The following is a 26,190-nucleotide window of genomic DNA, read 5'->3' on the forward strand; positions in this document are numbered from 1 at the left end:
GTCTCTCCTTGGTCGGTGCTTCACTCAGAGGTCAGGCGTCCAGGACGAGGTCGCTCGCCGGGACGGCCTGACAGGTCAGGCAGGCGTCGCCGGTGTCCGGCGGATCGGTGAGGTGGGCGACGGCTCCGGAGAGCACCCGTACCGCGCAGCTCTCGCACTGGCCGACACGGCATCCGCTGGGCAGCCGCAGGCCGTTGCGCTGGGCGAGGTCGAGGAGCGGACCGTCCTGGGGGGTCCAGGTCAGGGTCGCGCCCGAGGCCCGGAAGGTGACCGTGTGCCGTGCGTCTCCGGTGGGGATGGCCCGGGGCGGTGGTGCGAACCGCTCGGAGAAGATCTCGACGCGCGGCACGCCGCGGGCCACGAGCCCGTCCGTCACCTCGCGGATCATCGCGTCCGGGCCGCAGAGGTAGAAGCGGGCCCGCTCGTCGATGTCCTCTTGGGCGACGGACTCCGCCGAAACCCGTCCGGCGCGTTCGTAGTCGCGCCCGACCAGGTCGCCGGGGCCCGGGCTGCTCAGGTGGCGTACCAGGCGCATCCTGGGGATCTCGGCGGCGAAGTGCCGCATCCGCGCTCCGAAGCAGATGTCATCGCCGCCTCGGTCGCCCTTGTGGACGGTGATCCGTCCCCCAGCGCTGTCCGTGCGGGCGATTTCGGCGAGCTGGCTCAGGAACGGGGTGATGCCTACCCCGGCAGCCATGATCACGACGGGGAACGGGGCGTCGACGGGAAGGGTGAAAGCGCCGGTGGGCGGACTGAGCGCCACGGTGTCGCCCACCCGCAGCTCGGTGTGGATGTGGGTGGAGGCCGCTCCGTCGGGCAGCAGGCGTACGGCGATCGAGTGCTCCTCGCCCGGGGCGCCCGTGAGGGAGTAGGAACGGGTCACCTCGGCCGCTCCCTGGACTCCGCTCAGCGCCACCGCCACGTACTGGCCGGGCCGGTGCGGAAGGACGGGGCCGCCGTCGACCGGACGCAGCCGCAGCTCGACCACGTCCCGTCCGCGTTCCTCCGTCTCCACGACGGTGAACCGACGGGTGCCGTCCGGCGCCTGGCGTCCGGCCCCGGCCTCCGCCGCCACGTCGCAGGCGACACCGCGCATCTGGAGTGATCCGCTCACCGGGTCGGCCGGCCTACCCGCGACGGCCGCGTTGAAGTTGACTCCCCCCGTCACCGGGTCGGCACCGGGCAGTCCGAGGTCCGGCGCCGCCTCCCACCAGCCGTACTCGGCCACCACCACCCGCGGATCGAGATCCGGCGCCAGCACGGCGCGCATCCGGAGGGCGCCGTGCTCGGTGGTCACCCTGACCCGGTCGCCCTCGGTGAAGCCGCGCCGCCGGGCCAGTTCGGGCGCGACCTCTACCGTCGGATCGGGGTGCTTGCGCCGGAGCGAGGAGACGGCACGGTGCTGGCTGTGGCAGAAATAGCCGCTCTTGGCGCTGGTCAGCAGTAGCGGAAACGTTTCTTCGTCTACCGATCCGGCGTCCGGAGCCCCCGGGTGGCCCGCCCTGGCGAGTTGGGGCGAGTACAGCTCGACCCGACGGCTGGGCGTGGCGAAGCCGGTGACGGTCCCGTCGGCGGCCGGTTCGCCGTACTTCCGGTGCACCGTCCGCAGCGGCACCCGGATGCCGCCCGGGGCGCCCCGCAGCTCCGCGGCGGTCAGCCCGGTGGGCTCGAGGACGTGGTTCCAGGCGGCTTCGATGTCGCCGTCGAAGAAGTCGGCGCCCATCCCCAGCCGGCAGGCCAGTTCGAAGACGATCTCCAGGTCGGAACGGGACGCGCCGACCGGCTCGACCATCCGCTGCCGCAGTTGCACCAGCTCCTGGGCGCGTTCGTTGATCTCGAAGCCGATCTTTAGGGCCTCGCGCTCCCACGGGCTGTTCACCGGCAGGACGATGTCGGCCTGCTCAGCCGTGGGGTTCATGAACAGGTCGCAGTGCACGTAGAAGTCGAGCGCCCGCAGGGCGCTGCGACCACGCTCCGGGTCGGGCTGCGAGACCAGCAGGTTGGCGCCGAACCCCATCAGCGCCCGCACCCGGTAGGGGACGTGGTCCAGCATCGCGTTGTAGAGGTCGTGGGCGGTGACCCAGCCGGTGGCCGGAGGGCCGAGCGGGCGTTCCGCCAGGCCGAGGGTCTTGGCCCGCTGCTCGGGCGCCATCTCGTCGAGCGAGGTGACGGCGTTGACCGGGACCTTGGGCAGGACCAGGTTGCCGCCCGGGGCGTCGTAGCAGCCCTTGAGCGCGTAGAGGGTGGCGATCGCCCGCTCGGTCTGGGTCGCGTTGCCGTGCTGGCCCACCCCCGTCCAGGAGTGGTAGGCCACGCTGCCGGCGGCGGCGAACTCCTCGGCGAACGCGAGTAGTTCCGCTTCGGGGATCCAGGTGTGGCGTGCGGTTCGGGCCGGTGTCCAGGGCTCGCAGGCCTCGGCGTAGCGGTCGAAGGCGGGGCGGACCCGTACGGACCGCCCGCCCGGCACCGCCACCGTGAACTCCCCGCGGAGTGCGAAGTCCTGGGGACGCTCGGCGCGGCCACGGGTTTCGTAGAAGCGGGGGCCGCCGGTGGCCAGGTCCCAGACGACGAAGGCGTCCGGCGCCTCGGGGTCCAGCTCGCGCGCCCGCAGATGCTCCCCGGTGTCCTCGCGGACCAGCAGCGGTCCGTTGGTCCACGAGCGGACGAAGGCCTCGTCGTAGCGGTCGTTGTGCAGCAGGTGACGGGCGACTCCCAGCGCGAGGGCGGCGTCCGTGCCGGGGCGGATCCGCATCCAGTGGTCGGCGTCCCGGGCGCTGGTCGAGCGGCGGGGGTCGACGACCGCGAGGCGGGCCCCCCGCTCCTGTCCGTCGCGGAGCGCCACCGCCTGGGCGAGCCAGGTCTTGGCGGGGTTGTGCCCCCACAGCACCGCGAGGTCGGTGGCGGCGTAGTCGGCGGTGGGCTGGCCGCTGCCGAAGGTGAAGGCGTGCGCGAAGTCCTTGTGCCAGTTGCAGATCTCGGTGGCGTAGCAGGTGTTCGAGGCGCCGAAGCGGCGGATGAAGCGCTCAACCCACTCGATGGAGTCCGACATCGGAGTCCCGCTGGGCGAGGTGACGGCGAAGGCGATGGCCTCCGCTCCGCTCTGGTCGCGGATGGCGGAGAACCGCTCGGCGATCAGGGCCATCGCCTCGTCCCAGCCGATCTCCTCCCAGCCGGGGTCGTCGGCGCCCTTGGGACGGGTGCGGCGCAGCGGGCTGGTCAGCCTCCGGGTGCTGTGCGCGATCTCCGGGGCGGCGCGGCCCTTCGGGCAGAGCGCGGTGCCGGTCGGATGGCTGGTATCCGGGGCGACGCCGGTGATCCGTCCGGACTCGACGGTGTAGACCGCACCGCAGCGTGATCGACACAGGGTGCAGTATCCGCGCTTTTTCTCAGCTGGCACGGTCCCGGTCCTTTACGTGCGGAGGAGGAGGGAGGAAGCTCGACGTCAGACCTTGCGTAATGGGTAATCGATTACCGCTCAGCGGTGCCCGGTAGTATGCGAACCGCCGACGCACAGTGTCAAGAGGGTGGGAAACGGAGGCGGTGGCGGTGCAGCGACTACAGCGGGTGAGTCTGCGGGATCAGGCACTGGTGATCGTGCGGCAGGCGATCGTCTCCGGGGAGATCCGGCCGAACGAGATCTACTCGGCCTCGGCGCTGGCGACCCGTCTGGGGGTGTCCAACAGCCCGGTACGGGAGGCCATGCTCACCCTGGTCAACCAGGGCATCCTGGAGCCGGTGCGCAACCGCGGTTTCCGGATCGTGCCGATCAGCGAGCACGACCTCGACGAGATCGGCGAAATGCGCCGCATGCTGGAGATCCCCGGGGTCGTGGCGCTGGTCGACCGGGCGCGCGACGAGGACATCGAAGCGCTCCGTCCGGTCGCCACGGAGATCGAAGAGGCTGCCCGCCGCGGCGATGTCTCCGTGTTCCTTGAGGCGGACCGCCGGTTCCACCTCGGTCTGCTGGCGTTGGGTGGCAACAGCCGTCTGGTCGACACCATCGCGCAACTCCGGGACCAGACGCGTCTCTACGGCGTCAACGCCCTGGCCGAACAGGGAACTCTGCAGCAGACCGCGCCGGAGCACTTCGAGATCCTCGACGCCCTGCTCGCGCGGGACGCCGCGGCTGTCGAGCGGATCATGGCCCGCCACCTCGACCACATCAGAGGCGAGTGGGCCGGGGCGGTGCCGGCTTCGACCCCCGCCGCGGACGCCACCTGAGTCGGTCTGCCCCGAGTCGAGGCCGGTCGATCCCCGAGGCACCCGACGAGGCTCCCGGCGGTCGGCGGCTTCGGTGAAGTCCGCTGCCCCGCCCGAGGACTTCACCCGCTCCCCTGTTCGCAGGGGGACCGCACCCGCCCGTGCACGGACCCGCCATCGACCGACCGCCGACCGGAGGCGTTCGGGGGTACGGCAACGGGCGGGAGCCGTCATCGTGCTCCCGCCCGCCAGTCGTCCCAGCAGCCCGGTCGTCCCAGCGGCCCAGTGGTTACCGCGTCCCGGTGACCCGGCCGGTCAGCGCAGCGGGTCGAACGGCGCCAACTGCGGGGGACGTTCGCCGGTGACGATCGTCTCGGCGAGCAGTTGCCCGGTGGCCGGGCCGAGGGTGACACCCCACATGCCGTGTCCGCCCGCGGCGAAGACCCGCGGTGAACGGGTGGCCCCGATCAGCGGCAGTCCGTCGGTGGTGCACGGGCGGGAGCCGACCCACTCGTCCTGACGGGCGTCCAGGTCGGCCCCGCGCAGCAGCGGGCGCGCGGACTCGGCGATCGCCCTGATCCGGCGGGCGTCCAGCGGCGCCTCCGGCTTGCGGAACTCCATCATCCCGGCGACCCGCAGACGATCGCCGAGCGGAGTGCAGGCAACGCGCTGGGCGGGGAAGTAGACGGGACCCGAGGGCACGTGCTCCATCGGCACGCTGAAGCTGTAGCCACGCCCCGCCTGCACCACGGAGCGCACCCCGAACTTCCTGGCGTGGCGGCCGAGCCAGGTCCCGGTGGCCAGCACCACCGCGTCGTACTGCTCCGAGCCGCCGGTACCGGTGAGGACGGTGACGCCGGCCGCCGCGTCCCGCACATCGGCGATCTCCACACCCTCCCGGAGTTCCCCGCCCCGGGCGCGGACCGCATCGGCGAGCGCGTGCACGAAACGCCCCGGGTCGATGTACCGCTGGCCGTGCAGCCGGATCGCCGCGCCGATCCCGTCCGACAGGGACGGCTCGACCTCCCTGGCCTCGTCGCCGTCGAGGACCTCGAACTCCATGGTCTGTCCGGCGGCCCGGATCTGCTCGAGTTCCTCCAGCAGCACCCGGCGCTCCGCGGCCGTCCGGTAGGCGGCGAGGAAGGACTTGGCCTCCAGGGTCTCCGCCGCCACACCGCCGTCGACCAGCGTGTCGAAGCTCGACAGCGACAGGCCGTTGATGGGGACGAGGGCGCGCATCGCCCGCAGCCACCGGGAAGCGGTGCTGTTCCGGGCGAACTTCGCGAGGAACCTGAGCAGGTTCGGGTTGGCGCTCGGCGGGACGTAGACCGGAGAAGAGGGGCTGAGCACCGCCCGCACCCCGTAGGTGAGGACGGAGGGCTCGGGCAGCGGCGTCGCCAGGCCGGGGGTCAGCCATCCGGCGTTGCCCCAGGAGGCGCCCGCGGCCACCCCCCGGCGGTCGTGGACGGTGACGCTGACGCCCCGCTCCTGCAGGAACCAGGCGGTGGAGAGTCCGACCATGCCCGCGCCGACGACGGCGACACGGCTGGGGCCCGGGTTCACGGGCGAGGGAGGATGAGCCATGGGGGGACCTCTTCTTCGGTTCTTTGAGTAGCGGCACCTCCGATGGTGATACCGGCCGGCCCGATTGTCTTTGTGCGGGCAGGCCAATACGGCCACGGCTCATGATGCGCTGCGCACTATCACCTCAGGCACAATGGGGATCGTGAGCACCCCCGTATCCCCTACCGCAGCCCGCCGCGCCGCCGCGCCGCCGATGCGCTCCGCCGGGCTCTGGACGGCCCCCTGCCGGAAGGCGGCGGACCGCTCCGCCGGGGAACGGCCTTGATCACCGTCACCGACCTCGTGGACTCCCTGGGCTCCGGCCTCCTCCACACGGTCGCCCCGGGCCGGGACGCCGAGGTGCACGACGTCGCCCTGGCCGAGCCCGGCGACGCAGCGGGTCAGCCGGGGGAACTCGTGCTGGGCGTGGGTGTGACGGACCGGCCCGGAGCACTCGATCTGCTGAAGCGGGCCGCCGGGGCGGCGGCCGGGGGCGTCGTCCTCAAGGGCCCCGTCGCGAGCGACCCGCAGGTGGCGCGCACCGCGCGGCGGCTCGGAGGCCCCGCCCTGGTCGAACTGCAGCCGCACACCTCCTGGGCGCACGTCGTCTGGCTGCTGCGGGGGGTCATCGACCGGGCCTCCGCCCCCGACACCAGCTACCTGGGCGCCCCCGGCCCGCACAGCGACCTGTTCGCCCTCGCCGACGCGGCGGCGGAGATCATCGACGCCCCCGTGACCGTGGAGGACGCGCAGTCGCGGGTGCTCGCCTACTCCGCACGGCAGGACACGACCGACCCCGCACGGGTCTCCACCATCGTGGGGCGACGGGTCCCCCCGGAGACGCTCACCCATTTCCGGGCCAGCGGCGTGTTCCGAAGGCTCGCCCGCTCCAACGACCCCGTCTGGACCCCCGCCGGCCCTGACGGCACGCTGCCCAGACTGATCATTCCGGTGCGGGCCGGCGGCGAGTGGCTCGGCTCCATCTGGGCCGTGGTCAGAGCGCCCGTCCCCGCCGAGCGGATCCGGAAACTCGGCGATGTCGCCTCCGTCCTCGCCCTGCACCTGCTGCGACTCCGCGCGGAGGCCGGTATCGCCCGGCGGGTGTCGGCCGAACAACTGCGGGTGGCGCTGCGTGAGGGCACCGCTCCGACCCCGGGGCGGGAAGCGGACCCCGGACTGCCGGCCGGCCCCTGGCGAGTGGTGGCCTTCGGCACACCCGGGGGGAACGAGGACGTCCGCGGACGGTTGGACCTGTGGGAGTCGATCGCCCGCCGCTTCGGTTGGCAGCAGCCCCTCCTCACCGACCTGGACGGACGGTTGTTCGGCCTGGTCACCGAGGTGCCCCGGGACGCACGGCGGGTGGCGACCGGTGCCTCGGCCGGAGCGGAGGCGGGCACTCTCGACTGGCTGAGGCATGTGCTCACCGAGGTGCGTTCGCACGATCCCGGACTGTCCGTCGTGGCAGGCGGTCCGGCCCGCTCGGCCGACCAGTTGCCGCGCTCCATGGCGGAAGCCGTCGAACTGCACCGCCTGCTCGCCGCCGGGCGACTTCCTCTCCCGGAGGGCACCGGGACGGTGCTGCTGGAGAACGCCTGGGACGCCGTGGTCGTCGAGCGCGCCAGCGCTGCCGTCGGAGTCGACACGGGTCTGCTCGGCGGGCCGCTCGCCGCCCTGCGCTCACACGACGCGGAGCACGGCACTCCGTATCTCCCGACCCTCGCGGCCTGGCTCGACCACTTCGGCGATCCGCGCAGCGCCGCCGAGGTACTCCGGGTCCACCCCAACACCCTCCGCTACCGGCTGCGAAAACTCGAGGAGGCGGTCGCGGTGGACCTCTCCTCGCCCCGGGCTCGGCTGGCTCTGCGGCTGCAACTCGCCGCGATGGGCGAGACACCGCCGGCCGGGGAGCCTCCCGGCCCCTGACCCGACTCGCCCCGGCCATACGCCGCTCCCGGGGCCGTCGCGGCGTGAGCTGCCGTTCCCCCGCGCCCCGCGCCACGCGGGAGACCTCGCGGGTCCGGTGCCGCGCTCGTCCCGGTGGCCGGCTACTCCCTGTTGGGGCCCTCGAAATCCGGACTGCTGAAGTCGGGGCTCGCGTAGTCGGGGCTGGCGAAGTCGGCACTGCCGTACTCCGGCGCGCTGTAGTCGGGCGCGGTGAAGCCCGGCCGCGACCTTTGCTCCGAACTCACGTCGTGGGCCTGGTCCTCCTGGATCCGGGCACGCAGGAACGGCATCAGCCCGCGCTCCAACAACGCCTCTTCCCACGCCTCACGGGCTCGCGCCACCTCCGGGTCCCGCTCGGGGAGTCGTCCCTCGCCGGTCACCGAGCGGTTGCGGGACGCCAACACCAGCAGGGCCACGAGGCCGCCGAGCCCGGAGACCGCCGCGATGACCACTGCCGTCCACCCCGCCGTGAGCAACTGCCCGGCGAGCGGGAGCAGTGCTCCCCCGAGCCGCAGACCGTACCCGAGCAGCAGGAGCACGGCCGCCGCTCCGGCCGCCAGGCTGGGCACCAGCACGCCGAGCACCGCGGGCCATCCACTGCTGCCTGGCCGCACCGGGGCCGCTGCCACGGACCGCAGCCCGCGGGGCCCGGCGCGACCGGTGGCCGCGGCGGAGAGCCGTCGATAGGTGTCGTACTCGGCTCGGGCGGTGGCCGCGATGTCCTCGGCCGCGGCGGAAGCCTGGCTGCGCAACCGCTCCGCGCCGGTGGTTTCGGACGTGCGCCGGAGCGCCGTCGTGATCTCCGTCGTGTTCAGCGCCCGGTTCAGGACGCGCTCGTAGGCGCCCCGGTCCTCGGCACTCACGTACTCCGGACTGTTCATTAGTTCCCCCCGCTCAAAACTCACCCTGGTTCATCCGTTTCCCCTGCCCGCCCTCGGCCCTCGTATCCGAGGTCAGGGACCGACGGCCACGCCGTGCTCCGCCGCGATACCGGCCAGACCCCCCTCACAACCCCTGCCGATGGCCCGGAACTTCCACTCCCCGGTGCGCCGGTAGAGGGCACCGAAGACCATCGCGGTCTCCCCGGCGGCGTCGCAGGAGAGTTCGTATCGGCACATCTCTCGGCCCGTGAGGTTGTCCACCACGCGGATGAATGCCTCCTCGACCTGACCGAAGTCCTGCCCCCGCCGCTCTGCGTCGTGGATGGAGACGGCGAAGACCACCTGCGAGACCCTCCCGCCGAGCCGATCCAGGTCGACGAGGATCTGCTCGTCGTCGCCTTCGCCCTCGCCGGTGAGGTTGTCACCGGTGTGCCGCACCGCTCCGTCGGGACTGGCCAGGCAGTTGTAGAAGACGAAGTGTCCGTTGGAGAGGACCTTCATGTCCGGACCGCAGACGAGCGCGGACGCGTCGAGGTCGAAGTCCGCGCCGTCGGTGGACCGGGCGTCCCAGCCGAGACCGACGGTTACGTCCGCGAGCGGAGTGCCGTCCTGGTTCAGCACGACGTTCTGGCCCTTGGCGAGGCTCACGCCCATGTGGCTTCTTCTCCTTGCGGTGCTACCTGTGCGCTGGGGGAGCGGGCGGCGCGGCCGGCCGTCCCACCCCCCTGCTCCAACGTGACAGGCAGCATTATCATTCACAGATTGCGCAATACCTCAAGTATCAGCCGCGAAGGACCGGGCGAGGCGCCAACGGCCGACAGGTGTCATCGAGCGGTGGACGGAACGGCCCCCGCGGCAAGCGGGAAGCCCCCGTGGAGGGATGGCGGTCAGGGACGGGCGCGGCGCACGTCGATATTTCCCCAAGCAGTCCGGGCGCGAACCCTGACGGCCCCCTCGTCCTGCCCCGGGGCCTCGGACGCGGCAAGGGTGTTGCGCACCTGCCCCCGGCTGGACTTGGCATCGAGCCAGGCCGCGACGCCCTCCCTGACGCCGATCTCGATGGAGCCGTTCGAGGTGTTCAACTGGACCTCCCCCCTCGCGACTTCGGCGACGCGCAGATGTCCGTTGGTCGTGGTGGCGATGACCGACGCCTCGGCGCACGCGACGTCGATGCCGCCGTTGGCGCTGCTCACCCGCAGCTCCCCGGTCACGGCCCCGACGGTCATGGTGCCGTGCGAGTTCTTCAGGACGGCGGGGCCGTCGACGACCCCCACGCGCACGTTGCCGGTGCTGGCGGTGATCTCCGCCGGGCCTTCGACCCGGTCGATGCTGCTTGAGCCGTGCATCGCTTTCAGTTGCAGCGGGCCGGTGGTGTCGAGGCGGACGTCACCGGCCGGGATCTTCACCCGGACCTCGCCGAGTACGCCCTCGCCGAGCACCTGGGCCCAGGCGCCGGTCATGTCGACGTGTGAGCCCGCGGGCAGTTCGACGGTCACGTCGACGGTGCCGGTCCGCCCGATGAGGTTGCGCTGTTTGGGCGTCCTGACGGTCAGGACGCCGTCCGCGTAGCCGACCTCGGTCTGCTCGGCCGCCCGCAGGTCCTGGTCCCTTTTCGGGTCGCGGGGCCGCACCTCGACGACCGTGTCCAGGCGGTCGCCCGCGACGAACCGGACGGAACCGGCGGACACGTGTGCGGTCACCGAGACGGGTTCGGGAGTGTCGAAAGAAGGCATGGCTGTACCGTCCTCTTGGGTCTTGGGGCTTGAGTCCGGGTCCGCCCCGGTGGGACGCGAGGTGGACCGCGGGTGAAGGTGAAGCGGACTGGCGCTGCGCCGTCTCGTTCGGGTCTCCGTGGATCAGGCCGAGGCGTCTGACGATGAGGGCGCCTCCGACGCCCGTTCAGGACGGTGGGCAGCACCGCGAGGCGCCGGGTCCGGCTCGCACTCGGTCGCACTCGCGCACCGCGGTGACGCAGCGCGCTGCCGTCGCCCGAAGATCCACCAGGAGAGGACCTGAGCGCTGTCCCCGCGATCCCCGGCGGGCGCACGGCACCAGGGACCACGGGGCAGCGCTCAGCGCACCCAGCCCGTGAAGCTCTGCCCGAAGGCGCGGGCCTGCTCGGTCACACGCGGTCGTGTGCCGCCGCCGACCGCGGCCGACACGGCCCGCACCAGCCACGCGTTGACCGACAGGCCCTCACGGCTCGCGGCCTCCTCGGCGCGCGTCTTGAGGTGGGCCGGCAGGCGCAGATTGACGCGGGCGGTGCCGCCCTCGCCCCCGTCAGCGGGTGCCTGCGCCTTGAGCGGCTCGACGGGTTCGGCCGGCTGCTCCATGGGGCCACCGTCGGCGGGCGGCGGGGTCACCACGAAGTCGGGGTCCAGACCCCGCAGCCGCACATCCACCGAGCCGGGGGCGAGTTCGCGGGTGATCTCGTCCATCGCGGCGGAGAGCACATGGAGCATGGCCAGGCGGGTCGCCGACTCCAGCGGAGCGGTGAGCCGATCGGCCAGTTCGCGGGCTTCCTCCCCGCCGGCTTCGGCGGCCACCGCGAGTTCACGGCGGAGAGTTTCGACATACGGCGTGAGGTCCATAGCGCTATGGTGGCACCACTATGGCGCCATCCGCAAGGGCCAGACCCGAACCACTGGCACCCTTCTCCGAACCACCACCCAACCTGTAACGATGCGGTTTAAATAATCCCCACGCCAGCGCCTTGCCCACCCGCGTAACCGAACCCGGCGGCAGCTACGGAAAGAGAAGACGCCACTGAAGTGCCACTCCTGGCACATCATGGCGTCACCCAGCACCACAGGAGGCGACTCCCGCACCGGACCTCGACCCAGCCACCATCCGAGATCGACCGTCACGACTTCCCACCACCCGGCGAGGTCGCCCCGGCGGCGGCCTCACCCGCCGCCCGCACCCGCCCCTCCCCCCTCGGACCCGCCGCGGCTCAGGCGCGGGTTCTCCCGCTCCCCCGACTCGGGACCCGACTCGTATCCGGGCTGCTCGGTCGAGGCCGAATGCGGCGCGTCCTCGTCCTTCATCGCCTTGGCCTCACTCTTGAGGATCCGCAGCGACTTGCCCAGCGCACGGGCGCTGTCCGGCAACTTCTTGGATCCGAACAGCACCACCATGACGAGCACGACGATCAGCAGGTGCCAGGGCTGCAGAGCGTTGCGGAGCATGATCGACCGACCTTTCCTTGTCGGGCCTGTCACCGGACCGCCGGCCCCGGAGGCCTCGCCGCCCGGACGAGAATTGCTATATTGCGCAACTATACAACCAAGGTGTGAGGCGCCCCCTCCCCTTCGAGACCACGCTCAGCGAAGGCGCACACATGACAGGCAGCCAACAGCCGGCGTCCGCCCGCCACCCGGGCGGTGGGAAGACCCGTAGCCGGCGGCGGAGGCGCAGCCGCGGGCGGACCGCCGCGGCGATAGCGATATCGACCACCGTGCTTCTCACCGCGGGCGTCGGCTGGGTCTACCTCCGGCTCAACGGCAACATCACGACGTTCGACGCCGACGGGATCAGCGGCGACCGCCCGCCGAGCGGCGAGGGCGGCCAGAACGTCCTGGTCATCGGATCGGACTCGCGCTCCGGCGGCAACGGCGAACTGGGCGGCGGCGACGGTGACGTGGGCCGCTCCGACACCGCGTTCCTGCTGCACGTCCACGGGGACCGCAAGCACGCCGTCGCCGTGTCGATCCCACGGGACACCCTGGTGGACATCCCCAGGTGCGCGCTTCCGGACGGCACCTGGAGCGAGCCGCAGACGGCCGCCATGTTCAACTCCGCGTTCTCGGTGGGGCTCACGCCCGAGGGCAACCCGGCCTGCACCCAGAACACCGTCGAGCAGCTGACCGGTCTGCGCGTCGACCACACCGTCGTCGTCGACTTCGAGGGTTTCGCGGAGATGACGTCGGCGGTCGGTGACGTGCCCGTCTGCCTGCCCCAGGACGTCTACGAGGGCGATATCAACCCCAACCTGGGCTCGCGCGGCCAGCGCGTCTTCAAGAAGGGGCAGCAGTCGGTCTCGGGGCAGAAGGCGCTGGACTACGTGCGAGTGCGGTACGGCATCGGCGACGGCTCCGACATCGGCCGGATCCAGCGCCAGCAGGCCTTCGTCGCCAGTCTGGTCAAGAAGATCAAGTCGCAGGGGTTCAACCCGACCACCCTGCTGCCGCTCGCCGACGCCGCCACCCGGTCCCTCACCGTCGACCCGGGGCTCGGCTCCGCCGACAAGCTACTCTCCTTCGCGATGTCGCTGAAGGAAATCGACCTGCACGACACCAAGTTCGTCACCGTCCCCTGGCGCTACCGGGGCGCCCGGGTGGAGATCGTCCAGCCCGAGGCCGACGCATTGTGGGCGGCCCTCAAGGCCGACCGGACCATCGACGGCGAGGACGCCAGGGGCGGGAACGCCAAGTCGCCCGACCCTTCCGTCTCCGCCCCGGTCTCGGGTGAGGGCGTCGAGGTATCCGTCCACAACGGCACCATGGTCGAGGGGCTGGCCGGCCGCGCCGCCGAGGAGCTGCGGGGGTCCGGATTCTCCGTCAGCGGCACCGGGAACGCCGCCTCCCAGGACCACACCGACACTCTGATCGAGCACGGCCCGGGCGAGCAGGAGCGGGCGGAGTCCGTGGCCCGACTCTTCCCCGGTGCGCGACTGAGGCAGACCGCCGCCCCCGGGATCACCGTCACCGTGGGGTCGGCCTACGCGGACTCTCCCGCCACCGGCGGCACCGCCCCGGGCACGGCGGCACCCGACGACCCGTCAGGCAGCTCCGGCGGAGTCCGCTCCGCCGACGACGACCTGTGCTCCGACATCTCGTACGGCTGAGGTGGCGTACCCCGAGCAAGCACCGCAGCCGCCCGTGCCCGAGCGGGACCCCGGCTCCCCACCGCCGCTGCGGTCACCCCGGCCGGACCGCCCCGGCCGGTCCGCTACCTGCGCTCCGGGCGGTGCTCGTCGTAGTGCGCCTTCGCCGCGGCCAGGCCGACTCCGTACAGCGCGAGGACCACCGCGAGCAGCAGGTAGTAGACGGGCGGGAGAGCCACCAGACCCAAGGACGCACCGAGCGGGGAGAGCGGCAGCAGGATGCCGATGGCGGCGAGCGCGGCGGCGGCGAGCCCGATCACGCTCGGCCTCCGGCCCTCGGCCGTACGGCGACCGGCCCGCAGCAGGAGCATCACCAACGCCTGGGTGAGCAGGTTCTCGGTGAACCAGCCGGCGTGGAAGACCGCCTCGCCGCCCGGCTCGGCCGCTCCCCGGACGGCGAGCACCAGGACCGCGAAGGTGGCGAGGTCGGCGGCGGCGTTGATGATGCCGAAACGGGTGATGAAGCGGACGAAGTCCGCCGGCCGCAGCCGGGAGGGGGCGCGGAGCGCGGCTGGGGCGGGACGGTCGTAGGCGAGGGCGAGTTGGGCGGCGTCGAAACAGAGGTTCTGCACCAGGACCTGCGCGGGGAGCATCGGCAGGAAGGGCAGCAGCAGTCCGGCCGCCAGCATCGCGATGACGTTTCCCAGGTTGGAGGAGAGCGTGATGCGCAGATAGGAGACGATGTTGCCGGTGCTCCGACGCCCGGTCGCTATCGCATGGTCGATCGCGGTGAGGTCCTTCGCCGCCAGGACGATGTCGGCCGCCTCCCGGGACACGTCCACTCCGTCCCGTGGGCAGATCCCGACGTCGGCGGCGTGCAGCGCCGGCAGGTCATTGATGCCGTCGCCGAGGAAGCCCGTGGTGTGCCCGCCCGCGCGCAGTGCGCTGACGACACGCGCCTTGTGCTCGGGGCCGCACCGCGCGAAGACGGAGCCGCGTTCGGCCAGTTCGACCAGTTCGGTGTCGGTCAGGCCGTCGAGCCGGTCGGCGGTGACCACCGGCCCGGGATCGAGGCCCAGTTCCTGGCAGACCCGCGCGGCCGTGCCCGGATGGTCGCCGGTGAGCACCTTGACGGTGACTCCGCTGCGGGCGAGTGCGGCCAGCGCCTCGGCCGCGCTCTCCACGGTCGCGTCGCGCAGCCCCAGGAAACCGATGAACGTCAGTCCGCGCTCGTCGGCGGGCGTGTACGAGCCGAGGCAGGCCGGGCGCTCGGCGAGCGCGACCGCGAGGAGACGCAGCCCGCCGGCCGCCTCCCGCTGGGCCGTACGGCAGAGGCGTTCCCGCGCGGCGGTGTCCATCTCCTCGTCGCGGCCGCCGCTCCGCAGCCGGGCGCACCGCTCCAGCACGTCCTCGACGGCGCCCTTGACGACCAGCGTGTGTACCCCCGCACGGTCCGTTCTGCCCACCACCGCCGTCGCGATCCGGCGCGCGGGGGCGAAGGGCAGCGCGGCCACGCCGTCGTACTCCAGCAGGTCGCCGCCGTGAGCCCGGGCGGAGTCGCCGGCCGCGGCGGCATCCAGGATCGCCTCGTCCAGGGCGTCCGGAGTGGGTACGTCCGCGAGCTGGAGCGTCCAGAGGCTGTTGACGGCTGCCCAGTGCAGCACCTCGGGGGCGTCGTCGCCCGCCGCGTCGAAACAGCGGTCGAGGACGGGACGGTCCTGGGTGAGGGTCCCGGTCTTGTCCACACAGAGGATGTCGACCGCGCCCAGGTCGTGCAGCGCGGGCAGCCGCTTGACGATCACCTCCCGGCTCCGGGCGAGCAGCGCGGCGCCCCGGGCCAGCGTGGTGGTGACGATGACCGGCAGCATCTCGGGGGTGAGAGCGACGGCCACCGCGACGGCGAACGGCAGCATCTCCAGACCCCGCCCGCGCAACGCCGCGTTGGCCACGAGCACCAGCGGCGGGGTCACCACCATGAACCGGATCAGGATCCAGGAGATCCCCTGTACCGAGCGGTCGAACGCGGTGTCGCGCCGCTGCCGCCGCCGGCCGGGGTGCGCGGCCGCGAGTCGGGTACGGCCACCGGTGGCCACGACGACGGCGGTTCCGCTGCCGGAGACCACACTGCTGCCCTGGAAGCACAGGTGTGGTTGCCCGAACAACGCCGTTTCCGGGTCTCCGGGCCCGTCGAGCGGGTGCTTGGGCACGGGCGCGGACTCCCCCGTGAGCGCCGCCTGATGCACGGTGAGCCCGGAGGCGCGGAGCAGCCGCACATCCGCCGGCACCAGGTCACCCGGGCCGAGCCGGATCACATCGCCCGGTACCAGCTGGTCGACGGGGATCTCCCGGGGCACCGGAGCCGATCCGGGGGCCGTCCGCCGCTGCACGGTCGCCGTGGTGGCGACCAGTTCGCGCAGCGCCTCCATGGACCGGTCGGCCCGGTACTCGCCCCGGCACCGGAGAACACAGCCGACGACGACCAGCACCGTGGTGACACAGGCGGTACCCCAGGCGGCGACGGCCGCGGACACCAGGCCGAGGCAGAGCAGCACCATCGTGAACGGGTCCCGCAGGCTCCAGAGGAAGCGCCGCGGCCAGGAGACGGGGCGCTGCCCGGCGAGGACGTTCTCGCCGTACCGGACCAGGCGTTCCTCGGCCTGCGACTCGGTCAGCCCCCGCGGCCCGCTGTCCAGCCGTCGCAGCACTTCCAGCGGTGTGAGCCCGGTCAGCTCGGATACGGCGTCCCCCTCCGGGGACCCCGGCCCTGGAAGGACTTCGGCCGCCCGGGAGCCACGAGCCGGGCTGCCCGAGGCGGCGGTTCTCCGGGTCCGGGGCTCCGCGGCGGACTCAGGAGCCCAGAGCACGCGCGCGTCCCGGTGCGGTCGCGTCCCCGGCACGCTCGCTCAACCGCTCGACCAGCCACCGCACCACACTCACCACATCGGGGTCGTCGACGAGATACACCACCCGCCGGCCCTCGCGGCGTGACCGCACCAGCCCGGCCAGCTTCAGCTTGGCGAGGTGCTGGCTCACCGCCGGCAGCGCACCGCCCACCCGCTCGGCGAGCCCGCTCACATCGCTCTCGCGCTGCGCCAGCGCCCAGACGATGTGCAGCCGCATCGGCGAGGCCAGCAGTCCGAAGGCCGCGGCAGCCTCCGCCAGCACCTCGGCAGACGGGTCCTCGAAGCCACCGACGTCTGACCGCACCGTTGCTCTCCCGTCCGTCTGGGCCTGGGACCTCGGCCTCTTCACCGCAGGGGGCCGGTCCCGCGGTGGCCTGGCCCTGCGATGCCCAGGCCCGCGATCGCCCAGTCTAAGTGCGCGCTCCGGGGGACTTCGCCGCCACCCACGGCCCACCCTCGGACAGCGGAGACGGCCTTAGGGTTGTCCCGTAATCCCTGATGGGCGCACGGCGTCAGCTACGGCACCTCGCCGCGTTGTCGGAACATCCCGATACGCCCAGTATCGGGATGTCCCTCCGCCTTGCGATGCACCGCATCTGACGCCGTGTGCTGATCCACCAGGGATTACGGGACAACCTTTTGAGGCCTTCGCAGCTGGTCCTGGCTCAGCTCGGGCTCTCCCCGGTGGCTTCCCGCTACCTCCGCCACCTTGCCCGCACGAGCGGCGAGGCCGGCCGGCGCTTCACCACCGTCTCCGGTCCCGCGTCGGGCGAGGTTCGCCTCGTCCCGATGTACGGGGCTCCCGAGGCGCCTGGGTACGGATCAGCCGTTCAGCAGCTGCCAGGTGGCGAGGGCGAGCTGGGCGCGGGTCAGGCCGGTGGGCTCGGTGAGTTCGATCCCCAGGGCCTTGCCGATCTGTTCGAGTCGGCGGGCGATGCTGCTGTGGTGCAGGTGGAGCATCTCGCCGGCCCGGCGCAGGGAGCCGGTGGCGCAGTAGGCGTCCAGGGTCTCCAGGTCCTCCGGGGTGCCGGCGAGTCGGTCGATCGCGGCCACGTCGGCGTTGTCCCGCACGACTTCCTGGGGCACCTCGGCCAGCAGGGCCAAAGCGCCCAGGGCGTCGTAGCGGACGACCGGCCGACGCGGGGTGCTGAAGCGAAGGGCGATACGGGCCTCACGCCAGGCACGAGCGGGGTTGTCCGCGGCGCCGATGCCGGCACGTACACCTGCTGGGAACCGGGTCGGGGCGATGGTGGTCGCCAGGACGACCCCCACGTCGGCGAGGGGGGCCGCCTTCACCGGGCGGGCCGGGCAGAGCAGGCCGCCGACCTGGTCGAGCGGAAGCCGTGAGCGTACGGCGGCGACGCGGACGGGCAGGTCGGCGGCGAAACCCAGGAGCCGCAACGCCCGGGCTCTGGCCGCCTCATCACTGTCGGAACTGACCACGAGCTCGACCAGAGCGGGATCTGCCATGGTGGTTCGGGCCGGGCCGTACCGCTCGGCGACCGCCGCGGCGGCGATGGCGAGCCGGTCCAGCAGTACTTCGTCAAGCGGACTCGGCGGACCGGAGCGTTCCAACCACACCGTGCCGATCTCCTCCTCGTCAAGGGTGATCGGCGTCGTGGTGGAGCGGGGTGACGGCGGGGCGGACGCCTCTCTGCCGTCGGGTGCGATGCGGATCGCTCGCCCGGTGCCGTGCAGCCTGATGCCGGCCACGCACTCGGCCAGGCCCGCAGTGGCCCGGGCGAGCGTCGGGAGGTCTACCCGGCGGCGCATCAGTGTGTCGTAGAACGCGACGACACGGACCACGCCTTCGACGTACGAGTCCATGCCCGACAGCCGTACAGCCAGGGCTTCCATGACAGAAGGATAGGGCCACGCCCGGGAGAGGAGGAGCGCCGATCGGTGCGCGGTCCGGCCGGGATGCCCGACGGATGGCGGATGAACCCGTGCGTGCCGGCGGTGAGGATGGTCGTCATGAACCCCGAACTCGAAGCGTTCATCCCTTTCATCCCCCGGATCGACCTGACGGATCCGGTCGCCGACCGCAAGCGCTACGCCGAGCGTGCCGCCGCGAGTCCGGCACCGGACACCACCGGCATGGAGATCGAGGACCGTACGGTGCCCGCCGATCCCGATGTGGCGGTGCGGATCTACCGCCCGCACGAGGCCCAGGGCGCCATCGTCTGGCTGCACGGCGGCGGACTCGTCATGGGCGACCTGGACTCCGAGCACCCGTTCGCCGCCCGGATCGCGGCCGGCTCCGGCGCGGTGGTGATCACGGTGGATTACCGCCGGACCCCCGAGCACCGGTTCCCGGCCGCACTGGACGACGCCTACGCCGTACTGACCTGGACGGCCGAGCACGCGGCCGAACTCGGCATCGACCCGCGGCGTATCGCCGTCGCAGGGCACAGTGCCGGCGCGGGGCTCGCGGCCGCCGTGGCGTTGCGGGCGCGTGACCAGCAGGGGCCGCCGATCCACTTCCAGCTGCTCAACCAGCCGGGGCTCGACGACCGGCAACAGACCTGGTCGCAGCGGCACTTCACCGACTCACCCGGGCACGACCGCCACACGATCACCAAAGTCTGGCAGTACTACCTGGGCTCCGCGCCCGCCACGCAGTACGCCGCCCCCGCCCGGGCAACCGATCTGTCCGGCCTGCCACCCGCCTACATCGCCACCGCGGAGTTCGACCCGCTCCGCGACGAGGCCATCGACTACGCGCTGCGCCTGCTTCAGGCGGGCGTGTCGGTCGAGCTGCACCAGTGGCCCGGCACCTTCCACGGATCCCTGGCCATCCTCTCCGCCGAGGTCTCTCAGCGGCAGCTCACCGAACTCACCTCGGCCCTGCGGCGCGCCTTGGCCGAGTGAGGTCGTGGCCAGCCCGGCACCGACGGCGGCGAGCGGCCACCCGCCGATCCGCCCCGTCGGCGCCGGGCTCAGGAAATACCGCCACCGTCCCGACCACGCAGCTGGCCGCGACGGAATCGACAAGGACAGGAGAGTAATGGCCACCGCCGACCTCGCCCGGGCGGAGGAGCAGTCCACAGCACCACCATCGGACGCCGATTCCGTGACGGGACAGAACAGCGAGGAGCTGCTGCTCCGCCCGTATGTCCGGCGTTTCGCGGCCGTCGTGATCCTCCAGGTGATCGGCGCCGTCGCAGGTCTGGCGCCGCTGCTGGCGATCGTCGAACTGGGGCGCACCCTGTTGGCGCCCGGGCCGATCGATCGCGATCGCGTCTGGTTCGTCGTGATCGCGGGGGCGGCCGGCATGCTCGTCCGCCTGCTGTTCACGGCCGCGTCGTCCGGAATCGGACACATCCTCGACGGAGAGGTGCAACTGACGCTACGTCGGCGACTGGCCGCGCGGCTGGGGCGCGTACCCATCGGCTGGTTCTCCCGGCGCCGGACCGGCGAGCTGACCAAGGTGGTCGGGGAGGACGTCAGTGCCGTGCACCCGTTCATCGCCCACACACCCGGCGAACTCGTCTCCGCGTTCGTGGTGCCGCTGGTGTCGCTGATCTACCTGTTCACCGTCGACTGGCGGCTCACGCTGATCACACTGATCCCGGTGGTGCTGGCCGTGGCGCTGATTCCCCTGATGATGACTCCGACCCGGGAGCGTGAGCAGCGGGAGTTCGACGCGGCCATGGGACGGATTTCGAGTTCGGTCGTCGAGTTCGTGCAGGGCATCTCGGTGGTCAAGGCCTTTGGCACGTCCGGACGTGCCCATCGCAGGTTCCTCACGGCCACGGACGATTTCGTCGACGTCTTCTACCGGTGGGTGCGGGGCATCTCCGGGATCGCCGCGGGAATGCAGCTGGCGCTGTCGCCTCCGTTCGTGCTGCTGGTCGTGCTGGTCGGCGGTGCGTCTCTGATCACGAGCGGTGGCCTGGCCCCGGCTGACCTGCTGCCCTTCCTGCTGCTCGGACTGGGCCTGACCGCTCCGGTGTCGGCCCTCGGCCACGGCTTCGACGAGATGCAGGCCGCCGGGCGCGCGGTCGGCCGGATCCGGGACGTACTCAAGGTGCCGCCCCTGCCGGAGCCCGCGCACCCGGCCGCGCCACAGGGCCACCGGGTGGAGCTGCGTGGCGTCCGATTCGGTTACGAGCCCGACCACGAGGTGCTGCGCGGGATCGACCTGGTGCTCGAACCGGGGACGACCACCGCGATCGTCGGGCCGTCGGGAAGTGGGAAATCCACACTGGTGCAGCTGTTGCCGCGGTTCTCCGACCCGACCCGGGGCTCCGTTCTCCTGGGCGGTGTCGATCTGCGTGAGCTCGGCAGCCGGAACCTCTACCGGATGGTCTCGTTCGTCTTCCAGGACGTCCACCTGCTGCGTGCCTCGATCGCGGAGAACATCGCGCTGGCGGTACCGGACGCCGAACTCGACGATGTGGTGCGCGCCGCCCGACTTGCCTGTATCCACGACCGGATTCTCGAGCTGCCCCGCGGATACGCGTCGGTGATCGGTGAAGACGCCGGACTGTCGGGCGGCGAGGCGCAACGGGTCACGCTCGCGCGCGCACTGCTGGCCGACACCCCCGTGCTGGTGCTCGACGAGGCGACCGCGTTCGCCGACCCGCAGACCGAACAGGCGGTGCGCCAGGCACTGGCGACGCTGGGGAGCGATCGGACGATCCTGGTCATCGCCCACCGGCTGGAGACGGTCGCCGACGCCGACAACGTCGTGATGTTGGAGGACGGGGCGATCGTCGAGCACGGCAGACCCGCCGAGTTGCTGGCCCGGAACGGCAGGTTCGCCGCTTTCTGGCAATCCCACCGGTCGGCGGTCGCCGACGGGACCAAGACCGACCACGGCGTACCGCAAGGAGACGAGTCCCGATGATTCGCATGCTGCTGCGCGTGCTGGGAGACGAGTACGCCCGGCCGTTGCGCCGCACGCTGGCCCTGCTGACGACGACCGCGGTAGCCGAGGGGGTGTCCTACGCACTGCTGGTTCCAGCACTGCGCGCGCTGTTCGGGAACTCGCCCTCGGACGCATGGCCCTGGCTCACCGGGTTCGCGGCCGCCTTCGCGGTCTACGCGGTACTGCGTTACAGCGCCGATCTGTCCGGTTTCCGCGTCGGGGCCGGTCTGTTGCGTGCCTTGTATCACCGTCTCGGCGATCACCTGGCCCGGCTGCCTCTCGGCTGGTACGGCGCGGGCCGCGTCGGGGAGGTGTCCGTCCTGGCCAGTCGAGGCGTCCTGCAGGCGATGAGCGTGATCGCGCATCTGCTGGCACCGTTCGTCTCCGCCTGTGTGACTCCCCTGACGATCGTTGCCGTGATGCTCGCCTTCCACTGGCAGATGGGGCTGGCCGCACTGCTGGGCGTACCGGTGGTGGTGGCGATCCAGCTCTGGACGGGACGCTCGACGGCCGCTGGTGATGTGGAGCGCGCCGAACGCGACCGCGAGGCCACCGGACGAGTCATCGAGTACCTCCAGGCCCAGCCGGTACTACGCGCCGGTGGTCGCACGGGCGAACACTTCCGGTTGCTCGACGACTCGCTGAGTGAAGTCCGGCGCGCGTCCCGCCGTTCCACGCTCTCCACGCTGCCCGGTGCGGTGGGCCTGACACTCGCGGTACAGGCGATGCTCACCCTGCTGCTGGTACTGGGTGCCTACCTCGCGCTCGGCGGGAACATCGGTACCGCCGAGGTGCTGACGATCCTGATACTGGCCGCTCGGTGCGCCGATCCTCTGCTGGCGCTGTCGGACGTCGGTGGCAAACTCCGCGGTGCACGTTCCGAACTGGCCAAGCTCGACGCGGTGTTGCGCACCGAGCCCCTGCCGGAGGCTCCCGAACCGGTCCAGCCGGAACGCCATGACCTGGAGTTCGACTCCGTCGTCTTCCGGCACGGCGGTCACACGGTGCTGGACGGCGTGTCGTTGTCCCTGCCGGAGGGACGGCGGCTGGCCGTCGTCGGGCCGTCGGGTGCCGGTAAGAGCACATTGCTGCAGTTGCTCGCACGGTTCTACGACGTGGACGCGGGCGCGGTGCGGGTGGGGGGCGTGGACGTGCGCGCGATCAGCACCGAGGTGTTGATGGCCCGGGTCGCCATCGTCTTCCAGAACGTCTATCTCTTCGACGGCACGATCGAGGAGAACGTACGCCTCGGGCGTGCCGACGCCGAGGAGGCCGAGGTGCGGGCGGCAGCGACCGCGGCGCGACTGGACGAGGTGATCGAGCGGCTGCCCGACGGATGGGCGACGAATGTCGGTGAGGGTGGGGCGCTGCTGTCGGGTGGTGAGCGTCAGCGTGTCTCGATCGCGCGAGCGCTGCTGAAGAACGCGCCCGTCGTGCTGCTGGACGAAGTGACCTCCGCACTGGACCCGGTGAACGAGGTGGCCGTGCACGAGGGCATCGAGCACCTGATGGGGGGCCGGACGGTGGTGACCGTGGCGCACCGGCTGCAGACCGTCCGGCGCGCCGATCATGTCGTCTTCCTCGACGGCGGCCGGATCGTGGAGGAAGGCAGCCACGATGACTTGCTGCACCGCGGTGGCCGCTACGCCGATTTCTGGCGCGCCTCCATGACACCCGCAGCGAGTGAGTGAGTCGGAACGCTGGTCGACCCTCCGTCGCGGCCAGCGCCCGGGCACCGCGGTCGCGGTCCACCGGAGGGAGATCGCCGTACGATCCACGCCTCGGCACGACACGTGTTCGGCGGTCCGTCCGGCCCCTCGACGAGGCACTGGCAAGGGGGCCGGGGGGTGAGGTGCGGCGCGCCGAACTCAGAGGGGCAGGTCGTCGGGCAGTACCCGGAACGCCTTGTGGCGGCCCAGCGGGCGCACGGCGCGGAAGTCTCGGCGGTCGAGGGTGAGGACGGCGTCGGTGTCGTAGTCGGCGGCGAGGACCACGTTCACCGCGTCCGCCAGGTCCAGGTCGAGATCGCGGTAGCGGGCGCGCACGGACTGGGCGGCACCCAGGTGGTCCTCGGTGATCTCCGGGACGACGACGCGACCGCGGCGCATCCAGTGCTGGATGTCGTCGACCGCGCTGAGCGCCGCTTCACGGCCGATCTCGCGGGTGGCGACATGGTCGATCTCGGCCAGCAGCAGGGGGGACATCACCAGCAGCCCCGCGGCCATGATCGCTTCGTTCGACGTCTGGTGCTCGGGGTGCGTGGAGTCGAGCGCCGCGAGGAGTCCGGAGGTGTCCGCGATGACGATGATCACGCAGCGGTTCCGGTCCCGGTCTCCCGTTGTACCGCGTCGGCGACGGCCTCCCGGACCTCACGCTTGCCGGGGGTGCGGCCGGATCCTTCGAAGGTGCGGGAGAAGAGGGGCTCGTCCCAGACGCGGTTGGCCATCGCCGCGAGGTGGATGCCCTGGCGGATGATCTCGGCCTCGCTGATGCCGCGCCGCCTGGCCGCCTCCTTGATGATGGCGAGGTCCTCCGGGTCGGCGTAGACGTTGGTTCGCTTCATGGCCATGTACCAAGGCTAACGTATGTACCAGATTGATGTATGTTCGAGCACGCCGCCGCTCCAGCCTCCGGGGGTGGGGGATGCGTGCGCGTCAGCCGCCTGACCGCTGCGCCGTGGACTGGATGGGCAGGACCAGGCGGAACACGCAGCCCTCGCCCGGCGCGGTGTCGAGTTCCAGCCGCCCGTCGTGCCTCTCGGCGATCGCGGCGGCGATGGAGAGGCCCAGGCCGCTTCCACCGTAGGCGCGGGACCGGGAACGATCGGCCCGGTAGAAGCGCTCGAAGACGTGCTCCGCATCGCGAGCATCGAGGCCCGGTCCCTCGTCCGCCACCTCGATGACGCCTACCGCCGTGCCGGTCGGCAGCGGCGGCGAGGCGCTGGTGCGCCCGGGACGATCGGTGCCGCAGGTGGCGTCGCCGACCACCGTCGCCCCCACCCGTACGTGCACCCGAGTGCCGGTCGGGGTGTGGACCCGAGCGTTGGAGAGCAGGTTCTCCAGGATCTGAGCCAGCCGGTGGGCATGGCCGTCGGCCTCGACGACCTCGAGTTCGTCACCACCTCCAGGGCTGGGCAAGGGGCCCAGGTCGACCGGATGGCCGTCCCGGTGCGGGGCGGCGGCGCTTACCGCCTCCGCCGCAACGGAGAGCAGGTCGACCGGCTCCATACGGTACGACGGCGCCCGGTCCAGCCGGGCGAGGAGCTGGAGGTCGTCGACGAGCAGGCTCATGCGTTCCGCGTTCCGCGCGATCACCCGGTTACCCTCACGCTGTTGCTCTACGGGGAGGGGTTCGGGTCGCAGGGCGAGTTCCGCGTAGCCCTGAATGGAGGTGAGGGGGGTGCGTAGCTCGTGACCGGCGTCCGCGACGAACCGCCGCATCCGGTTCTCGGACGCCTCTCGCTCCCACAGCGCCCGCTGCAGCCGTTCCAGCATGCTGTTCAGCACACCTCCCAGTCGGCCGATCTCGGTGTGGGGCTCGGTGTCGGGGAACCGCAGGTCGAGTTGTCCCGCACCGACGCGTTCGGCGGTGCGCTCCATGCGGGTCAGCGGGAGCAGGCCGAGCCGGATGACCCATCGCCCCAGGGTGAGCAGGGCGAGGAGGGTGACGACGAGCAGGAGCGCGTTGATCCAGAGGATCTTGGCAGAGGCGCCGTCCACCGTGTCGAGCGGCAGGGCGACAACGGAGTGCATGCCGTCCGGACCGGGGCTCAGCAGCACTCTCCAGCGGCTGTCCCCGTCGATGGCCTCCACCGTCTCCGGCCGCCCTTCCCCCAGGTGGAGATGGTGGAAAGAGTGCGCCAACTGCGGCCCTGGCTGGGCACCGGAGCCGAGTGAGCTGTCGATGCGGCGGCCGGAGGCGTCGTAGAAGTAGACGTGGAAGTCCGAGGGCAGAGTGCCGGGCCGCTGATCGGGCCCGCCGCCCCGCACCGCTGCCGCGTACGCGGGACGGGGCGGGTGGAAGTCGGCGAGCTGCTGGTCGACCCGGTCCATCAGCCAGGCCCGGAGGACCGTGAAGCCTATGAACTGGGAGACGAGGACGGCCATCGTGGCCAGCACGGCGGCGCCCAGGAGCAGCCGGCGGCGCAGGGAGCCCGGCGAACCCGGCAGGATGTGTCCCAGCAGGCGGCGGCGTGTCACTGGTCCGCCGATCCGCCCGCCTGTCGCGGCAGACGCAGACAGTATCCGACCCCTCGCACGGTGTGGAGCAACGGGGGCTCGAAGCAGTCGATCTTCTTGCGCAGGTATCTGACGTATGTCTCCACGATGCGGGCGTCCCCGGAGAAGTCGTAGCTCCACACGTGGTCCAGGATCTGGACCTTGCTGAGCACCCGGCCCGTGTTGGCCATGAGGTAGGCCAGCAGCTTGAACTCGGTCGGCGACAGCCGGATGTACTGCCCCGCGCGATGCACCTCGTGGGCGGCCTCGTCGAGTTCGAGGTCGGCATAGCACAGGATGTCGTCGGGCACATCCGGCGCCTCCGCCCGGGCCCCGGTGCGGCGCAGGATGGCTTCGATGCGCAGCAGGACCTCCTCCAGGCTGAAGGGCTTGCTCACATAGTCGTCGCCACCGGCCCCGAGCCCTTTGAGGCGGTCCTCAAGGCCGGTGCGGGCGGTCAGGAACAGCACGGGCACATCGCTCCCGGAGGCCCGCAGCCGCCGGGTGACCTCGAAGCCGTCCAGGTCCGGCAGCATCACGTCGAGCAGCACCAGGTGCGGGACCGTGCGCTCATGCTCGATCAGGGCGGCCTGGCCGGTCGTGGCGCTGCTCACCTCGTATCCGGCAAGCCGGAGGGTGGATTCCAGCAGGGCGCAGATACTGGGTTCGTCCTCGACCACGAGAAGCCTGGGTCGGGGGCTGTCGGCCGACTGGTCGGTCATCGTGCTGGGCGGTCCGTTCTGTCGTCGTCCGGCGGCTGGCGCCCGTACAGCACGTCCGGCGC

General features: G+C 71.8%; 20 protein-coding genes. 6 read left to right on the forward strand and 14 right to left on the reverse strand.

Translation table 11 applies throughout. The features are described from left to right. Positions 1-31: 31 nt before the first annotated feature. The gene (locus BGP73_RS07315) at positions 32-3,397 is read right to left on the reverse strand and encodes a molybdopterin-dependent oxidoreductase (protein WP_079127286.1); all 3,366 of its coding nucleotides are present in this window, start codon (positions 3,395-3,397) and stop codon (positions 32-34) included. A 167-nt stretch (positions 3,398-3,564) separates the two neighbouring features. Between BGP73_RS07315 and BGP73_RS07320 the strand changes: the two genes are divergently transcribed. Then, on the forward strand, positions 3,565-4,221 hold the full coding sequence (locus BGP73_RS07320; RefSeq protein ID WP_069812744.1) for a GntR family transcriptional regulator: 657 nt from the start codon (positions 3,565-3,567) through the stop codon (positions 4,219-4,221). A gap of 294 nt (positions 4,222-4,515) precedes the next feature. Here BGP73_RS07320 and BGP73_RS07325 read toward each other — a convergent pair whose 3' ends face one another. Further along, positions 4,516-5,784, reverse strand: a complete 1,269-nt coding sequence (locus BGP73_RS07325) for an NAD(P)/FAD-dependent oxidoreductase (RefSeq protein ID WP_069812746.1) — start codon at positions 5,782-5,784, stop codon at positions 4,516-4,518. Between the two features lie 261 nt (positions 5,785-6,045). On the opposite strand from BGP73_RS07325, the gene BGP73_RS07330 reads away from it, so the two are divergent. Continuing rightward, a complete protein-coding gene (locus tag BGP73_RS07330) occupies positions 6,046-7,686 on the forward strand; it encodes a PucR family transcriptional regulator (protein ID WP_069812748.1) in 1,641 nt (546 codons plus the stop codon). Between the two features lie 122 nt (positions 7,687-7,808). Here BGP73_RS07330 and BGP73_RS07335 read toward each other — a convergent pair whose 3' ends face one another. The 5 genes from BGP73_RS07335 to tatA all read right to left on the reverse strand — a co-directional run bounded on the left by BGP73_RS07335 (position 7,809) and on the right by tatA (position 11,776). Further along, the gene (locus BGP73_RS07335; RefSeq protein WP_139134536.1) at positions 7,809-8,570 is read right to left on the reverse strand and encodes a hypothetical protein; all 762 of its coding nucleotides are present in this window, start codon (positions 8,568-8,570) and stop codon (positions 7,809-7,811) included. Positions 8,571-8,660: 90 nt separating this feature from the next. Next, on the reverse strand, positions 8,661-9,242 hold the full coding sequence (locus tag BGP73_RS07340; protein WP_069812752.1) for a TerD family protein: 582 nt from the start codon (positions 9,240-9,242) through the stop codon (positions 8,661-8,663). Positions 9,243-9,475: 233 nt separating this feature from the next. Continuing rightward, positions 9,476-10,321, reverse strand: coding sequence for a DUF4097 family beta strand repeat-containing protein (locus tag BGP73_RS07345; RefSeq protein ID WP_069812755.1), 846 nt, complete (start codon positions 10,319-10,321; stop codon positions 9,476-9,478). A 339-nt stretch (positions 10,322-10,660) separates the two neighbouring features. Continuing rightward, positions 10,661-11,179 carry a histidine kinase gene (locus tag BGP73_RS07350; protein ID WP_069812757.1) on the reverse strand — a complete coding sequence of 173 codons (519 nt, stop codon included), beginning with the start codon at positions 11,177-11,179 and terminating at the stop codon, positions 10,661-10,663. Positions 11,180-11,494: 315 nt separating this feature from the next. Continuing rightward, positions 11,495-11,776, reverse strand: a complete 282-nt coding sequence (gene tatA / locus BGP73_RS07355) for a Sec-independent protein translocase subunit TatA (protein ID WP_069812759.1) — start codon at positions 11,774-11,776, stop codon at positions 11,495-11,497. A 152-nt stretch (positions 11,777-11,928) separates the two neighbouring features. Here tatA and BGP73_RS07360 point away from each other — a divergent pair, with 152 nt between their 5' ends. After that, positions 11,929-13,434, forward strand: coding sequence for an LCP family protein (locus tag BGP73_RS07360; RefSeq protein ID WP_069812761.1), 1,506 nt, complete (start codon positions 11,929-11,931; stop codon positions 13,432-13,434). A 104-nt stretch (positions 13,435-13,538) separates the two neighbouring features. Here BGP73_RS07360 and mgtA read toward each other — a convergent pair whose 3' ends face one another. The 3 genes from mgtA to BGP73_RS07375 form a co-directional block, all read right to left on the reverse strand. Next, on the reverse strand, positions 13,539-16,277 hold the full coding sequence (mgtA, locus tag BGP73_RS07365) for a magnesium-translocating P-type ATPase (protein WP_069813042.1): 2,739 nt from the start codon (positions 16,275-16,277) through the stop codon (positions 13,539-13,541). Continuing rightward, the gene (locus BGP73_RS07370) at positions 16,261-16,620 is read right to left on the reverse strand and encodes an ArsR/SmtB family transcription factor (RefSeq protein ID WP_069812763.1); all 360 of its coding nucleotides are present in this window, start codon (positions 16,618-16,620) and stop codon (positions 16,261-16,263) included. The genes mgtA and BGP73_RS07370 overlap by 17 nt, the downstream gene beginning before the upstream one ends. 518 nt (positions 16,621-17,138) lie before the next feature. Further along, positions 17,139-18,173 (reverse strand): helix-turn-helix domain-containing protein, encoded by a 1,035-nt coding sequence (locus BGP73_RS07375; protein WP_069812766.1) that lies wholly within the window; start codon positions 18,171-18,173, stop codon positions 17,139-17,141. Between the two features lie 117 nt (positions 18,174-18,290). On the opposite strand from BGP73_RS07375, the gene BGP73_RS07380 reads away from it, so the two are divergent. From BGP73_RS07380 to BGP73_RS07390, 3 genes are all read left to right on the forward strand, one after another. Continuing rightward, positions 18,291-19,187 carry an alpha/beta hydrolase gene (locus BGP73_RS07380; RefSeq protein WP_079127316.1) on the forward strand — a complete coding sequence of 299 codons (897 nt, stop codon included), beginning with the start codon at positions 18,291-18,293 and terminating at the stop codon, positions 19,185-19,187. A 136-nt stretch (positions 19,188-19,323) separates the two neighbouring features. After that, positions 19,324-21,168: an ABC transporter ATP-binding protein gene (locus BGP73_RS07385; RefSeq protein WP_069812767.1), complete on the forward strand. Its 1,845-nt coding sequence runs from the start codon at positions 19,324-19,326 to the stop codon at positions 21,166-21,168. Beyond that, the gene (locus BGP73_RS07390; RefSeq protein WP_069812769.1) at positions 21,165-22,880 is read left to right on the forward strand and encodes an ABC transporter ATP-binding protein; all 1,716 of its coding nucleotides are present in this window, start codon (positions 21,165-21,167) and stop codon (positions 22,878-22,880) included. The genes BGP73_RS07385 and BGP73_RS07390 overlap by 4 nt, the downstream gene beginning before the upstream one ends. A 177-nt stretch (positions 22,881-23,057) precedes the next feature. Here the strand turns inward: BGP73_RS07390 and BGP73_RS07395 are convergent, their stop codons facing one another. The 4 genes from BGP73_RS07395 to BGP73_RS07410 form a co-directional block, all read right to left on the reverse strand. Beyond that, complete coding sequence (locus BGP73_RS07395) at positions 23,058-23,501, reverse strand: PIN domain-containing protein (protein ID WP_069812771.1); 444 nt, start codon at positions 23,499-23,501, stop codon at positions 23,058-23,060. After that, positions 23,498-23,758 carry a CopG family transcriptional regulator gene (locus BGP73_RS07400; protein ID WP_069812773.1) on the reverse strand — a complete coding sequence of 87 codons (261 nt, stop codon included), beginning with the start codon at positions 23,756-23,758 and terminating at the stop codon, positions 23,498-23,500. The genes BGP73_RS07395 and BGP73_RS07400 overlap by 4 nt, the downstream gene beginning before the upstream one ends. An 85-nt stretch (positions 23,759-23,843) precedes the next feature. After that, on the reverse strand, positions 23,844-25,295 hold the full coding sequence (locus BGP73_RS07405) for a sensor histidine kinase (RefSeq protein ID WP_079127317.1): 1,452 nt from the start codon (positions 25,293-25,295) through the stop codon (positions 23,844-23,846). An 89-nt stretch (positions 25,296-25,384) separates the two neighbouring features. Continuing rightward, the gene (locus tag BGP73_RS07410; RefSeq protein WP_069812774.1) at positions 25,385-26,128 is read right to left on the reverse strand and encodes a response regulator transcription factor; all 744 of its coding nucleotides are present in this window, start codon (positions 26,126-26,128) and stop codon (positions 25,385-25,387) included. Between the last annotated feature and the right edge of the window lie 62 nt (positions 26,129-26,190).

Source organism: Streptomyces sp. TP-A0874 (assembly GCF_001748085.1).
Taxonomy (GTDB): Bacteria; Actinomycetota; Actinomycetes; order Streptomycetales; family Streptomycetaceae; genus Streptomyces.